Source organism: Streptomyces sp. NBC_01268, assembly GCF_036240795.1.
GTDB lineage: Bacteria > Actinomycetota > Actinomycetes > Streptomycetales > Streptomycetaceae > Streptomyces.
Window position 1 is genome coordinate 821,362 of sequence record NZ_CP108454.1, and the last position, 14,299, is coordinate 835,660.

Annotated in this window: 9 protein-coding genes; 5 read left to right on the forward strand and 4 right to left on the reverse strand. The window is 74.4% G+C overall.

From position 1 onward, the window contains the following. Window positions 1-151: 151 nt before the first annotated feature. Window positions 152-3,460: a BTAD domain-containing putative transcriptional regulator gene (locus OG309_RS03495; RefSeq protein WP_329418222.1), complete on the reverse strand. Its 3,309-nt coding sequence runs from the start codon at window positions 3,458-3,460 to the stop codon at window positions 152-154. A gap of 141 nt (window positions 3,461-3,601) precedes the next feature. Between OG309_RS03495 and OG309_RS03500 the strand changes: the two genes are divergently transcribed. Together OG309_RS03500 and OG309_RS03505 are read left to right on the forward strand one after the other, a co-directional pair. Beyond that, window positions 3,602-5,677 (forward strand): SpoIIE family protein phosphatase, encoded by a 2,076-nt coding sequence (locus OG309_RS03500; RefSeq protein ID WP_329418223.1) that lies wholly within the window; start codon window positions 3,602-3,604, stop codon window positions 5,675-5,677. Between the two features lie 19 nt (window positions 5,678-5,696). Next, window positions 5,697-6,722: a PHP domain-containing protein gene (locus OG309_RS03505; RefSeq protein WP_329418224.1), complete on the forward strand. Its 1,026-nt coding sequence runs from the start codon at window positions 5,697-5,699 to the stop codon at window positions 6,720-6,722. Window positions 6,723-6,748: 26 nt separating this feature from the next. Here the strand turns inward: OG309_RS03505 and OG309_RS03510 are convergent, their stop codons facing one another. From OG309_RS03510 to OG309_RS03520, 3 genes are all read right to left on the reverse strand, one after another. Next, complete coding sequence (locus OG309_RS03510; RefSeq protein WP_329418225.1) at window positions 6,749-8,140, reverse strand: NADP-dependent succinic semialdehyde dehydrogenase; 1,392 nt, start codon at window positions 8,138-8,140, stop codon at window positions 6,749-6,751. 107 nt (window positions 8,141-8,247) lie between these two features. Continuing rightward, window positions 8,248-8,919: a ThuA domain-containing protein gene (locus OG309_RS03515; RefSeq protein WP_329418226.1), complete on the reverse strand. Its 672-nt coding sequence runs from the start codon at window positions 8,917-8,919 to the stop codon at window positions 8,248-8,250. A gap of 332 nt (window positions 8,920-9,251) precedes the next feature. Further along, window positions 9,252-9,860: a TetR/AcrR family transcriptional regulator gene (locus OG309_RS03520; protein ID WP_329418227.1), complete on the reverse strand. Its 609-nt coding sequence runs from the start codon at window positions 9,858-9,860 to the stop codon at window positions 9,252-9,254. Between the two features lie 115 nt (window positions 9,861-9,975). Here OG309_RS03520 and OG309_RS03525 point away from each other — a divergent pair, with 115 nt between their 5' ends. From OG309_RS03525 to OG309_RS03535, 3 genes are read left to right on the forward strand one after another with little or no spacing between them, the layout of a single operon-like run. Continuing rightward, complete coding sequence (locus OG309_RS03525; protein ID WP_329418228.1) at window positions 9,976-12,324, forward strand: FHA domain-containing protein; 2,349 nt, start codon at window positions 9,976-9,978, stop codon at window positions 12,322-12,324. Window positions 12,325-12,330: 6 nt separating this feature from the next. After that, complete coding sequence (locus tag OG309_RS03530) at window positions 12,331-13,191, forward strand: hypothetical protein (protein WP_402544931.1); 861 nt, start codon at window positions 12,331-12,333, stop codon at window positions 13,189-13,191. Beyond that, window positions 13,188-14,291 carry a serine/threonine-protein kinase gene (locus OG309_RS03535; protein WP_329418229.1) on the forward strand — a complete coding sequence of 368 codons (1,104 nt, stop codon included), beginning with the start codon at window positions 13,188-13,190 and terminating at the stop codon, window positions 14,289-14,291. The genes OG309_RS03530 and OG309_RS03535 overlap by 4 nt, the downstream gene beginning before the upstream one ends. Window positions 14,292-14,299 lie beyond the last annotated feature (8 nt).

Here is a 14,299-nt window from a genome sequence, read left to right on the forward strand (position 1 = left end):
GCCGGTGCCGGAGCGGGGGTGGGGGTGTCCGGACGTGGCGGCGCCCGTGACGAGCGAAGCGAAGTGAAGGTCGCAGTCCGGACACCCCCACCCCCGCGGAGGCACCGGCCCCCGTCGGACCACCGGTGAAGGGCCCGAAGACGCCGGCCGGTCAGCCGACCAGCCCCGCCGCCTCCTGCACCGTGAGCCCGCCGCCCTCCCGGTGATGGACGCGGTAGGCCACCGCACCGAGGGCCTCCCGCAGCACCCCCTCCGCCCGCTCCCGCATCGCCGACTCGGTCTGGGCCGTGTAGGGACGGAATCCGGCGGCACCGCCCAGCGCCCCGCGGTGAGCGTCGTACGCGCCGAGCAGGCGGGCGCCGGCCTCCGGGGCGCCGCTCTCGGCCCGAGCCCAGGCGGCCGGGGCGAACTGCGCGACGACCAGGTAGGGAGCGACGAGGTACGCCAGGGCCTCCATGTCCCGTACCGCACGGGCGAGATGCGCCGTCGCCTGCTCGTACGCGCCGTCCTCACAGGCCAGCCACCCGCGCAGTCCACCGAGCATGCCCCGGAAGAGGCTCGGCGTCTCGTCACCGAACTCGGCCTCCATCAGGTCGAGTTGCGCGCGGGCGAGCGCGGTGCGACCGGTGTTGCCGTAGTGCTGGGCGAGCAGCAGGCGGGCGGTGCTCACGGCCTCGGCGCCGGACTCGCCCGCCTCGTCGGCGGATTCCGCGAGCATCCGTTCCGCCTCCGCCCAGGCCACGGGGTCGTCGGCCACGGCCCGGGTGCGGAGGCGGACGGCGGCGAGGAGCGCCTTGAAGACGGGGACCTGGGAGTGCGCGCCGAGCCGTGTGGCGGCGTCCATGGCGCGGGAGAAGTCGGCGGCGGCCTCGGCGGAGCGCCCGGCCCGCTCGTACGTCTCCCCGCGTGCGGCGAGCGATTCGGCGATGCCCCAGGAGTCGTCGGCGGCCTCGAAGAGCCCCAGGGCCTCCTCGGCGTCGTCGAGCCGCCCGCCGAGCAGCTTGGCCCGCAGGAGCAGGTTGAGGGCGACGTCCCAGTCCTCGCCGTGTTCACGGGCGGCGGCGACGAGCGCGGCGAGGGTCTCGTCGAGGCTGGCGAAGCCGCCGGTCATGAGCCGGGCGAAGTACCACATCGCTCCGGGCTGGCGGCAGGTCTGCGGCAGTCCGGGCCGGTACGCGCTGACGACGGCCTCCAGGCGGGCGCGGGTCTCGGGGCGTTCGAGGACGGCGCCGCCCTCGCCTCCGCCACCGCCCTCGGTGGCGAGGACGAGCAGCCGTCCCCCGCGCCGCGCCTCCCACAGCCGCTCTCCCGCCCAGGGCGGCGGTGCGTCGAGGCACCGTCCGGCGAAGGGCTCGGCGTTCCGCACCGGCGCCAGGAACGGGTCGGGCCCGAGGTCGGCGGCCGCCCGGGCCCAGGTGCGGGAGTCGAACTGGTGGTTGCGCAGCTGCCAGAACCAGCTCATGGCGTGGACGAGGCACAGGGCCTCCTGCTCCTCCCCGAACCGTACGGCCGTACGGAGCGCGCCCCGGATGTTGTCGTGCTCGGACTCGAAGCGGGCGAGGGCGGACGTCTGCCGCGGCCCGCGCAGTTCGGGATCGGTCAGCCGGGCCAGCTCCCGGTAGTACACGAGATGCAGCCGCTCCGTGCCCTCCCGGTCCCCACCCTCGTCCAGCCGCTCCCCCGCGTACTCGGCCACCGTCTCCAGCAACCGGTACCGCATCCCCCCGACCCCCTCGACCGCCACCACCAACGACTTGTCGACCAACGACCCCAGCACATCCAGCACACCCGGCCCGCCCGGCCCACCCACCGAACCCGCCCCGCAGACCGCCTCGGCAGCCTCCAGATCACACCCACCCGCGAACACCGAAAGCCGCCGCAACACCACCCGCTCCGGCCCGTCCAACAGATCCCACGACCAGTCCACCACCGCCCGCAACGTCTGCTGCCGCGGCAACACCGTCCGCGCCCCCGACGTCAACAACCGGAAACGATCATCCAACCGCTCCGCGATCTGCCCCACCGACAACATCCGCAACCGAGCCGCCGCCAACTCCACCGCCAACGGCAACCCGTCCAACCGCCGAACGATCTCCTCCACCCCACCCCGCTCCCCCTCCACCACGAACCCCGGCCGCACCGCAGCCCCCCGCTCACCGAACAACCGCACCGCCACCCCCAACGGCAACGGCCCCAACGAACGCACCACCTCCCCCGGCACCCCCAACGACTCCCGACTCGTCGCCAGCACCGTCACCCCCGCACACCCCGCCAACAACACCTCCACCAACCCCGCCACCGCACCCACCACATGCTCACAGTTGTCCAGGACCAGCAGCATCCGGCGGCGGGCGCAGTGCTCGACCAGGGTGGCGAGCGGGTCGCGGACCATGCCCTCGGCCAGGGCGGGGCCGCTCCACAGCTGGGTCTCGCGGGCGCCGAGTGCGGTGAGAACGGTGGAGAGGACGGCGGATTCCTCGCGCACGGAGGCGAGTTCGACCACCCACACCTCGGTCTCCCGGTCGGCCGGGTCCGCCTCCACGCCCCGGGCGGCCTCCATGGCGAGGCGGGTCTTGCCCACGCCGCCGGGCCCGAGCAGGGTGACCAGCCGGGAGGACCGCAACTCGGCGGCCAGTTGGCCCATCTCGGCGTCGCGGCCGTGGAACGAGGTGAGCGCGAGGGGCAGGCCGGGCCGGGGCGCGGCCGGCTTGTCCTGCGGCGCTCCCGCCAGCAACTCCCCGTACAGTTCCTTGAGTTCCGGCCCCGGGTCGGTGCCCAGGTGGGCGGCGAGGGCACCGCGGACGGTCTCGTAGGCGGCGAGGGCCTCCGCCGGGCGGCCCGCGGCGCGCAGGGCACGCAGGTGGAGGGCGTGCAGGGGCTCGTCGAGGGGGTGCTCGGCGACGAGCTCGGCCAGCGGGGCGAGCGCGTCCTGGGCCCGGCCGAGGGCTACGGCGGCGGCCAGCCGGTCGCGCCGGGCCCGGGTGCGGCGCCGTTCGGCCCGGAGGGCGAGGGGGTCGGTGTCGCGGTCGGGGAGGTCGGCGAGCGCGGCGCCCCGCCACAGGCCCAGGGCCTCGTCGAGGAGCTTGGCCGCCCGCCGCGGGCGGCCAGCGTCCAGCTCGCGGGCGGCGGCGTCCGCGTTCCGCTCGAAGAGGAAGTAGTCGATCTCCTCGGGTGTCTCGACGACGAGCCGGTAGCCGCCGGGATCCGAGGCGACCGCGTCGGACCCGAGGGCACGCCGCAGGCGCCCGACGAGGGCCTGGAGGGCGGCCAGGCGGTCGTCGACCTCGCCCCCGCCCTCCCCCCAGACCTGCGCGATCAGCGCGTCCGTGCGCACCGCGCGCCCGCCCGCCGCGGCCAGGGCGGTGAGGAGGGCCCGGAGCCGGGCGCCGTTCAGGACGGCCTCGCGGCCGTCGGTGCGGAGGGCCTGGCCGGGACCGAGGATGCGATAGGACGGATGCACCGGCCCATTCTGCCGAACCTCAGGAGGTTCCTCCCCGCAGCCCTTCCGGGGAGGAACCCCCTGTCCCCTCTCCGAGGAATCCCCCACCCGGCGGTGTCGTCGCCATGGCGTCCGGGGGGTGCCGGTTCGACAATGGGGGGGATGACCGAAGACGAACGCAGCGCGCGCGGCGGCGGCGAGATCGGGCCGACCGAGCGTCTCGCCATGAACCGCACCGGCAGCTTCGACTGGGATCTCGACACCGGCACCATCGACGTCGACGACGCGGGGCTGCTGGTCTTCGGGGTCGCCGCGGACTCGTTCGACGGGCGGCCCGCGACGCTGGTGCGCGGGCTCGACCCGGAGGAGCGGTCCCGGCTCGACGCGGTGATCCGGCGGGCGATCACCAGCGGGGAGACCTCGTACACCGCGCACGTACGGCTCGAACGGGCCGACGGGACACCCCAATGGACGCATGTGCAGGCGCGGATCCTGCGCCGGGACGGGCGCATGGCGTACCGGATCGTCGGGATCGTGCGGGACGCCACGGCCGAGGTGACGCATTCGGCGTTCCTCCTGGAGCTGGAGAAGCGCCGCGAGGTGCAGACGTCGATCGTGGAGCGGACGACGCACGCGCTGTCGCGGGCGGTCACGGTGGACGACGTGACGGCGGCGCTCACCGGCCCCGGTGGGCTGGCGCGGCTCGGCGCGGACGGGTTGGCCCTCGGGCTGGTGGAGAACGACTCCCTCAACATCATCGCGCTGTCCGGGGAGTCGCTGGAGGTCTTCGACGACTTCCGGATCCGGCGCCTGGACGAGGGGCTGCCGATGGCGGAGACGGTGCTGAGCGGCCGCCCGCGGTTCGTCCCCGCCTTCACGTCGCTGGGGCAGGACTTTCCGGAGCTGGCGCCGTACGTGAGCCGGATGCCGTTCAAGTCGGCCTGCTATCTGCCGCTGATCGCGCAGGCCCGCAAGCTGGGCGGGCTCGCGCTGTTCTACCGGCGCCGGAGCACGTTCAACGCGGACGAGCGCAATCTGCTGCTGGGCCTGGCGGCGATCGTGTCGCAGTCGCTGCAGCGGGCGATCCTGTTCGACGAGGAGCGGGAGCTGGCGACGGGTCTGCAGGCGACGATGCTGCCGCGCCGGATCCCGGTGATCACCGGCGGCGAGATCGCGGTGCGCTATCACGCGGCGTGGAGCGGCCGGCAGGTCGGCGGCGACTGGTACGACGTGATCCCGCTGCCGCGCGGGCGGGTCGGGATCGTGGTGGGCGACGTCCAGGGCCATGACACGCACGCGGCCGCGATCATGGGACAGCTGCGGATCGCGCTGCGGGCGTACGCGGGTGAGGGGCACGCCCCGTCCACGGTGCTGGCCCGGGCCTCCCGCTTCCTCGCCGAGCTGGACACGAACCGCTTCGCGACCTGTACGTACGCCCAGGTGGATCTGGCCGGGGGCACGGTGCGCGGGGTGCGGGCAGGGCATCTGGGGCCGTTGATCCGGCACACGGACGGGCGGGTGGGCCGGCCGAAGCTGCGGGGCGGGCTGCCGCTGGGGCTCGCGACGGTGTTCGGGGACGAGGAGTTCCCGGAGACCCGGCTCGACCTGGTGCCGGGCGAGACGCTGGTGCTGTACACGGACGGTCTGGTCGAGCAGCCGGGCACGGACATCGAGGCGGGCCTGTCGGCGCTGGCCGACGCGGTGGGCAGCGGACCGCCGCAGGCGGAGGCGCTGGCCGACCACCTCTCCGAGCAGCTGTGGGAGCGCTGGGGTTCGGGGGACGACGTCGCGCTGCTCGTGCTGCGGCGCAGTCCGGACCCGGGCACGCCGCGGGCGCCGCGCATCCACCAGTACATCCACCAGGCCGACCCGCAGGGCCTGTCGGACGCGCGGGCCGCGGTGGGCCAGGCGCTGGTGGACTGGGGCATGCCCGAACTCGCCGACGACGCGGAGCTGTTGACGGGCGAGCTGCTGGTGAACGTGCTGCTGCACACCGAGGGAGGCGCGGTCCTCACCCTGGAGGTGCTGCCGGAGCCGGTGCGGCGGGTCCGCCTGTCGGTGCAGGACCGGTCGAGCGCGTGGCCGCGGCGGCGCACCCCGGGCGAGGCGGCGACCTCGGGGCGGGGCCTGCTGCTGATGGACGCGCTGGCCTCGCGCTGGGGCGTGGAGCCGCGCGGCGAGGGCAAGGCGGTGTGGTGCGAGATCGGGCCCGCGCCCGCCGCGGGCCCGGCGGGCTGACCGGAGGAGGGTGCGGCCGATGGACCCGGTGGCGGCGCTGGAGCGGATCGCCTTCCTCCTGGAACGCTCGCAGGCACCCACGTACCGCGTCCGTGCCTTCCGTACGGCGTCGGCGTCGGTGACCGCGCTCGGCGCGGACGAGACGGCGCGGCGGGCGGCGGCGGGGACGCTGGAGTCGGTGAAGGGCATCGGGCCGAAGACGGCGGCGGTGGTGCGCGAGGCGCTCGAAGGGCGCGTGCCCGACTATCTGGAGCGCCTGGAGCGGGAGATCCCGATGCCGGAGGTGTCGGGCGGCGAGGCGCTGCGGGCGGCGCTGCGCGGCGACTGCCACGTGCACTCGGACTGGTCGGACGGCGGCAGCACCATCGTGGACATGGGGCGTACGGCGGCCCGGATCGGGCACGAGTGGACGGTGCTGACGGACCACTCGCCGAGCCTGAAGGTGGCGCGCGGCCTGTCCCCCGGGCGGCTGCGGGAGCAACTGGACCTGGTGGAGCGGCTGAACGAGGAGTGGGCGCCCTTCCGGCTGCTCACCGGGATCGAGTGCGACATCCTGGAGGACGGCTCCCTCGACCAGGAGCCCGAGCTCCTGGACCGGCTGGACCTGGTGGTCGGTTCGGTGCATTCGAAGCTGCGGATGGAGTCGCGGGCGATGACCCGCCGGATGGAGAAGGCGGTCCGCAATCCCCTGATGGACGTGCTGGGGCACTGTACGGGCCGGCTGGTGAGCGGCGGGCGGCTGCGGCCCGAGTCGGAGTTCGACGCGGAGCGCGTCTTCGCCGCGTGCGCCGAGGCGGGTACGGCGGTGGAGATCAACAGCCGCCCCGAGCGCCGTGATCCGCCGACCCGGCTGCTGCGGCTCGCGGTGGCGGCCGGGGTGTACTTCGCGGTGGACACGGACGCGCACGCGCCGGGGCAGCTGGAGTGGCAGATCCTGGGCTGCGCACGGGCGGAGGAGTGCGGGGTGCCGACGGAGCGGGTGATCAACACGTGGACGGCGGAGCGGTTGCTCGCCTGGACGCGGGGCCTGCCGGCCTCGTCGTAGGCGGCGCCGGTCAACCCGGACCCGGGTCAGCCGCGCTGCCAGACCGTGGTCGCGTTGCAGAACTCGCGGATGCCGTGGCCGGAGAGCTCGCGTCCGTACCCGGAGCGCTTCACGCCGCCGAAGGGCAACGCGGGGTGGGAGGCGGTCATGCCGTTGACGAAGACGCCGCCGGCCTCCAGGTCGCGCACGAAGAAGGCGACGTCCTCGTCCTTGCGGGTCCACACGTTCGAACTGAGCCCGAAGGGGGAGTCGTTGGCGACCGCGACGGCTTCCTCGATGTCGGCGACGGGGTAGAGGGTGGCGACGGGGCCGAAGGTCTCCTCGCGGTGGATGCGCATCTCCGGGGTGATGCCGGTGAGCACGGTCGGCCGGTAGTACCAGCCGCGGGGCAGCTCCTCGGGGCGGGCGCCCCCGCACAGGACGGTGACCCCTCGGCGTACGGCGTCGTCGACGAGGGTCTCCAGGTCGGTGCGGCCCTGTTCGGTGGCGAGGGGGCCGACGTCGGTGTCCTCGTCGAGGGGGTCGCCGACGGTGAGCGCGTTCATGGCGGCGGTGAAGCGCTCGGCGAAGTCGTCGTAGACGTCCCGGTGGACGATGAACCGCTTGGCCGCGATGCAGGACTGCCCGTTGTTCTGCACGCGGGCGGTGACGGCGGTCTTGACCGCGCGGGGCACGTCGGCGGAGGGCATGACGATGTACGGGTCGCTGCCGCCCAGCTCCAGGACGGTCTTCTTCACCTCGTCCCCGGCGATGGCGGCGACGGAGCGGCCGGCCGGTTCGCTGCCGGTGAGGGTGGCGGCGACGATCCGCGGGTCGCGCAGGACGCCCTCGACGGCGCCGGAGCCGATGAGCAGGGTCTGGAAGCAGCCTTCGGGGAAGCCGGCCCGGCGGAACAGCTCGCCGAGGTACAGGGCGGTCTGGGGGACGTTCGAGGCGTGCTTGAGGAGCCCGGTGTTCCCGGCCATCAGCGCGGGCGCGGCGAACCGGATCACCTGCCAGAGCGGGAAGTTCCACGGCATGACGGCGAGGACCGTGCCGAGCGGACGGTAGTGCACCCGGGCCGTGTCGGCGCCCGCGTCCTGGACGTCGTGTTCGTCGGGGTGCTCGTCGGCGAGCAGGGCCTCGGCGTGTTCCGCGTACCAGCGCATCGCCTTGGCGCACTTGGCCGCCTCGGCGCGGGCGGCGGCGATCGGCTTGCCCATCTCCGTGGTCATGGTGCGGGCGATGTCGTCGCTGTCCTCGTCGAGGAGGGCGGCGGCGGCCCGCATCAGCCGGGCCCGCTCGGCGAAGGGCGTGGTGCGGTACTGGCGGTACGTCTCGTGGGCGGCGTCGATCCGGCGCTCGATCTCGGCGGGCCCGTGGGCCTCGTAGGTGCGCAGCGTCTCGCCGGTCGCCGGGTTCACGGTGGCGATGCCCATGTCGTCTCCTCCTGGCCTCCGCCCCCATCGGGAAACCTCTCGCGCCCGGGCGCCGGGCGCAATCGGGGCGGGGCGGTGGGGTGACGCGCCCGGGGGCCGGGGGGTGCTCAGCCGCCCGTGACCCAGTGGAGGGCGCCCGCCAGGTGGGCGCGGAAGGCGGGGTCCGCGTAGGCCTCCGAGGCGTGGCCGAGGGCGGTGAACAGGAAGCGGCCGCCACCCGGTCCGGTCTCGCGGGACCACACGAGGGGGTGGTCGGCGCCGAGGGTGCCGCCCCGGTAGGCGGTCTCGTCGCCGCGGGCGAGCACGCGGACGCCGGTGCCCCGGGGGTTGGAGGTGAAGTTGTACCACTCGTCGGTCCACTGCCAGCGGGCCGGCAGGCAGGCCGTCGCCGGGTGGCCGGGGGCGTCCACGCACACGGCGCCCGGCTGGAGCTCGGGGTGGCCGTCGAAGCGGGTGCCGAGCAGTTCGCCGTAGAAGGGCCAGTCGGGTTCGGCGTTGGCGGCGGCGTGCACGGCGAGGAGCCCGCCGCCGCCGCGTACGTACGCTTCGAGGGCGGCGCGGCCCGCTTCGGTGAGGACGGTGCCGGTGGTCGACAGGAGGACGACGGCGGCGCAGCGGGCGAGGCGGGCGGGGGTGAAGACGCCGGGGTCCTCGGTGGTCTCGGCGGGGCGGCCCGCGGCGGCGGCGAGCCCGACGAGCGCCGCGGCTCCGGCGGGGATCGAGTCGTGCCGGTAGCCGGCGGTACGGGTGTAGACGAGGACGTCCCTGGTGTCGCTCACGCTGCTCCTGTGTGTGCCGCGCCCGGGACGGTCCCGGGCGTGCGCGGTCGGGTGCGGATGGCGTCCAGCAAGCGCTTTCCGTCCGGCCGCCGGGTGCGACGGTAGCCAGCCGGATCCGCGCGCCGCAAGGCATCCGGGTCGGAATGCGGGATGCGCGGTGCGGAAGGCGGGATGCGCGGTGCGGCTGGGACGACGCGGCCCGGTCCGGCCGGTCCGGCCGACGCGTTCTTCGCAAACCACGGGATCTACGCCGACCACCGGGGCGTCGTCAACGAGCTGGAGGAGGGCCGGCGGGTCGCGAAGGCGCTCGGCCCGGCCCCGGGAGGCGACCCTCAGACCGGGCGGGTGCAGGACGCCAACAACGGGGCCAGGAAGTCCCGTTCGAGCGTCCCCGGCGGCAGGGCGGCCGGTTCGACATAGCTCTGCGCGAGTCCGCCCTCGCGCAGGGCCACCACCATCCGGGCGAACCGGTCGGCGTCGACGGTCAGTTCACGTCCGGACCGGCGCAGGACGAGCTCGATCGCGCGGGCGATCTCGGTGCGCAGCCGGGCGTCGTGCCGGGCGAGCACCCAGGCCGCCTGGGGATCTCGGATGGCGTGCAGGGTGAACTCCGTGCTGACCAGGTACCAGTCGCGCTCGTCCGGCTCCACCCGGGAAGCCAGCTCCGCGACCCGTTCCAGCGGGTAGTCCTCGGGTCCGAGCGCGTCGACCGACTCGGCGAGGCGGCGCACGATCCGCTCGCTGTGCTCGTCGAAGAGGGCGAGGAAGAGCTCTTCCTTGCTGGCGAAGTTCGAGTAGTACGCGCCGCGCGTGAATCCGGCCCGCTCGCAGATCTGCTCGATCGAGGCGGCGTGGAACCCGTGCTCGGCGAAGGTCTCCAGAGCAGCCTTCAGAAGGGCCGCGCGGGTACGCGGCCGGCGCCCGGTGACACCCTTCGGCACGGTCTCTCCTCCTCGTTCCCGCACGTCGTCCGCCCTGCCCGGAGGGGTGGCGGGGCGACCACCATACCGGCGGCCCGCCCGGGCACGGACCGGCGTCCGACGTTAAGATTCGGTCATGGGAGAGCGGCCCGTCGCGCCCGCCGCGCCCGAGCTGGTCCTGGAGATCGGCGGGGACGCGACCGTGATGAACCCGAGCCGCGTCTATCGCATCGGACGCGACCCCACCAGCGACTTCGTCCTGGCCGACGCCAGGACGTCGTGGCACCACGCCGTGCTGAGGGCGGCCGGCGGACGGTGGACCGTCGAGGACGAGGACAGCACGAACGGCACCTTCGCCGACGACCGGCGGGTGCATCTGAGCTCCGTCGGCCCCGGCACGGTCATCCGCTTCGGGCATCCGTCCGACGGGCCGGTGGCGGTCCTGTCGACGGCGGCGCCGCCGGAGGCCGCGCCCGCCCTCCCGCCCGCCGTCTCGTATCCCGACCGTACGGGCACCTTCCGGCAGCCGACCTCCGTGCGGCCGCTGCCCGTGCGCAGCGTCCGGATCGGACGGGCGCCCGACAACGACCTGGTCGTCGACGACCTGACGGTCTCCCGGCGGCACGCCGAGCTGCGGGCGGCGCCGGACGGCACGTACTGGATCCAGGACCTCGGCAGCCACAACGGCACCTTCCTGAACGGCAGCCCGGTCGACCGGGCCCGGGTGACGGCGGAGGACATCGTCGGCATCGGGCACTGCGCGTTCTGCCTCATCGGCGGCGACCTCGTCGAGTTCACCGACACCGGCGAGGTCTCCCTCGACGTGGCCCAGCTCGCCGTCACCGTCGACCACGGCCGCAAGACCCTGCTCGACGACGTCTCGTTCCCGGTCGGCCAGAAGTGCCTGCTGGCCGTCGTCGGCCCGTCCGGCGCGGGCAAGTCGACCCTGCTCGGGGCGCTCACCGGGCAGCGGCCCGCCGACCGGGGCACCGTGCTCTACGACGGCCGCGACCTGTACCGGGACTACGCGGAGCTGCGCCAGCGCATCGGCCTCGTCCCGCAGGACGACATCCTGCACCTCCAGCTCACCGTGCGCCGGGCCCTCTCGTACGCCGCCGAGCTGCGCTTCCCCGAGGACACGGCGGCGGACGAGCGGCGCGCGCGGGTGGACGAGGTGATCGGGGAGCTGGGTCTGGTGGAGCGGGCGGGGCAGCCGATCCACAGCCTCTCCGGAGGGCAGCGCAAACGGGTCAGTGTGGCCCTGGAGCTGCTCACCAAGCCCTCGCTGCTCTTCCTGGACGAGCCGACCTCCGGTCTCGACCCGGGCATGGACCGTTCGGTGATGCACATGCTGCGCGGCCTCGCCGACGACGGGCGCACCGTCATCGTCGTCACGCACAGCGTGCTGAGCCTGGACGTCTGCGACCGGCTGCTCGTCCTCGCGCCGGGCGGCCGGGTCGCCTACTACGGCCCGCCCGACGAGACGCTCGGCTTCTTCGGCTTCGACCAGTGGCCGGAGGCGTTCGAGGCCTTCGAGAACGACCGGGACCGCGACTGGGCCGGCCAGTACCGTGCCTCGCGCTTCCACCGGCAGTACATCGACGAGGCCATGGAGCGGCCCGGACCCGCCACCCCCGGCGCTCCGACCGCCCCCGCGCCGCCGCCGAAGGCCCAGAGCTGGTGGTCGCAGCTGCGGACGCTGGTGCGCCGCTACACGGCCGCCCTGGCCGCCGACCGGACCTTCCTCGCCATCATGATCGCGCTGCCGTTCGTCATGGGCGCGATGGCGCGGGCGCTGTCGGAGGGCAGCCTCGGCCCCGAGTCGACGCTGAACGTCCTGCTGATCCTGTGCGTCGGCGGTGTGCTCACCGGGGCCGCGAACGCCGTGCGGGAGCTGGTCAAGGAGCGCACCATCTACCGCCGGGAGAGAGCCGTCGGGCTGTCGCGCTCGGCGTACCTCATGTCCAAGGTGGTGGTCCTCGGGGCGATCACGATCGTGCAGGCCGTGGTCCTGACGCTGGTCGCGCTGATCGGCGTGCCGCTGAACGTGCCGGACGGCAAGGGGGTGCTGATGCCCCCGCTGGTGGAGCTCACCCTGGCCGTCGCCCTGCTCGCCTTCACCGCGATGATGCTCGGCCTCTTCGTCTCCGCCTTGGTGCGCAAGGAGGAGGTGACGATGCCGCTGCTCGTCCTCCTGGCGATCGTGCAGGTGGTGTTCTGCGGGGCCCTGCTGAACGTCCGGGGGACGCCGGTCCTGGAGCAGTTGGCCTGGCTGGTGCCGTCCCGCTGGGCGTTCGCGGCGATGGGGGCGACCATCGACATCGGGGCCGTCGCGCCGAGCGAGAAGACGGCGGACCCGCTGATGAACCACACCGTGGGCGCCTGGCTCTTCGACATGGGGATGCTGGTGGTGCTCTGCGTCGTCCTCGGCTTCGTCGTCGCCCGGCTGCTGCGCCGGCACGAGCCGGTCGTCATGCGGAGGTAGCGTGCCGTGAACAGCGTCGTACCGGATTCCGACTACGCGTACGTGCCCGACTTCCGGCCCACGCACGTGGTGCCGCGCGACGGGCTGCCCGCCTGGGAGTCGCCCGATCCGGGGCTGCCGACCGTCCCGCTCGACGCGTTCCTTCCGGTGCGGCTGCTGGACCGGGTGGGCGACTGGGGGCGCATCCTGTGCTCCAACGGCTGGTCGGCCTGGGTCGACGCCCGCCTCCTCGTCTCCGTGCCGGACGATCCGCCCGCGGCGGGCCGCCCGCTCGCCCGCACGGCCGATCCGCGGCCGCTGATCGCCCGCGCGGAGGACGCCCTGGGCCGCTACCGGCGCGCGGCGGAGGAGCTGGCCGGCGGGCGGGCGGACGGCGAGACGTTCCGGCGGCGCACCCGCGGACTGCGGGTGGGGATGGTCGTCGACGGCGAGTCGCTGTGGCTGTACGACGCCGAGCACGAGCGGTGGCTGTACTGCGACGGGACCGGCCTGAGCACGTACGCGGCCTCGGCGGGGCCCTCGGCCGCGGCACCGGCGCCGGTGTCGGTGTCGGGCGCCGGGGTGCCGGTGCCGCAGGCGGCTGGGCGAGGCGAGCGAACCGACGGAGGCCACGGAGGCGATGGCGGCAACGGGAGCGATGGATCCGGCGGGCCCCAGTCGCCGCAGCCCCCTCAGTCGCCGCTGACTCCGGTGGCCCCGCACGAGCCGACGCAGATCGTGCCCCAGCTCGACGCCGGACCTCCCGACCCGACGTCGCGCACCCGGGTGGTGAGACGACCGGACGGCCCTGACGGATCTGATGGACCGGACGGCCCGGACGGACCGGACGGCCCTGATGCGCCGGACGGACCGGGTGAAGGCCGATGACGGCCCCTGACCTGCCACCGGACACACCTCCGGACTCACCGCCGGGCCGGACTCCCGGCGGCCCCACGGACACCGCCCCCGGCGCGGTCCCCGATACGGGCGGCTACGCCCGGTTGCCGGTCGGTCGTGACTCGGGGCTCATCGGCAAGCGGATCGCGGGCTACCGGGTCGAGGAGGAGATCGGGCGCGGCGGCATGGCGGTGGTCTACCGGGCCCATGACCTGAACCTGGAGCGGACCGTGGCCCTCAAGCTGCTCGCTCCGGAGCTGGCGCGCGACGACACCTTCCGCAGGCGTTTCGCGCACGAGTCGCGGGTGGCCGCGGCGATCGACCACCCGCACATCGTGCCGGTCTTCGAGGCGGGCGAGACGGAGGGCCTGCTGTACATCGCGATGCGGTACGTGCCGGGGCAGGACCTGCGGGCCCTGGAGGACCGCGAGGGCGCGCTGGACCCGGTGACGACGGGCCGGATCGCGATCCAGGTGGCGTCCGCCCTGGACGCGGCGCACGCCCACGACCTGGTGCACCGGGACGTGAAGCCGGGCAACATCCTGGTGGCCGAGGGCACCGACCGGGACCATCCGGAGCACGTGTACCTGACCGACTTCGGCCTGACGAAGAAGTCGCTGTCCCTGACGGGGTTCACGACGGTGGGGCAGTTCGTCGGCACGCTCGACTACGTGGCGCCCGAGCAGATCTCCGGCAAGCCGGTGGACGGCCGTTGCGACGTCTACAGCCTGGGCTGCGTGGTCTTCGAGATGCTGACCGGGGTGGTGCCGTTCCGCCGGGACGACGACATCGCGGTGCTGTGGGCGCAGCAGTACGATCCGCCGCCGCCGCTGTCGGAGGTGCGGGACGGGCTGCCGGAGGCGGCTGACACGGTGCTCGCGAAGGCGCTGGCGAAGGCGCCCGAGGAGCGGTACGGCACGTGCCTGGAGTTCGTGACCGAGCTGCGGGCGGCGCTGGAGCGGGGGACGCGCGCGAAGGATCCGCCGCGCGAGACCGGCGGTGGCGGGCGGGCGGCGCAGGGCCCGCCGCCCGAGCCGCCGGCGTGGGCACGGCCGGTGTTCCGGCGGATCGGCGACGCTTTCGGGCCGTGAGGTCCGGT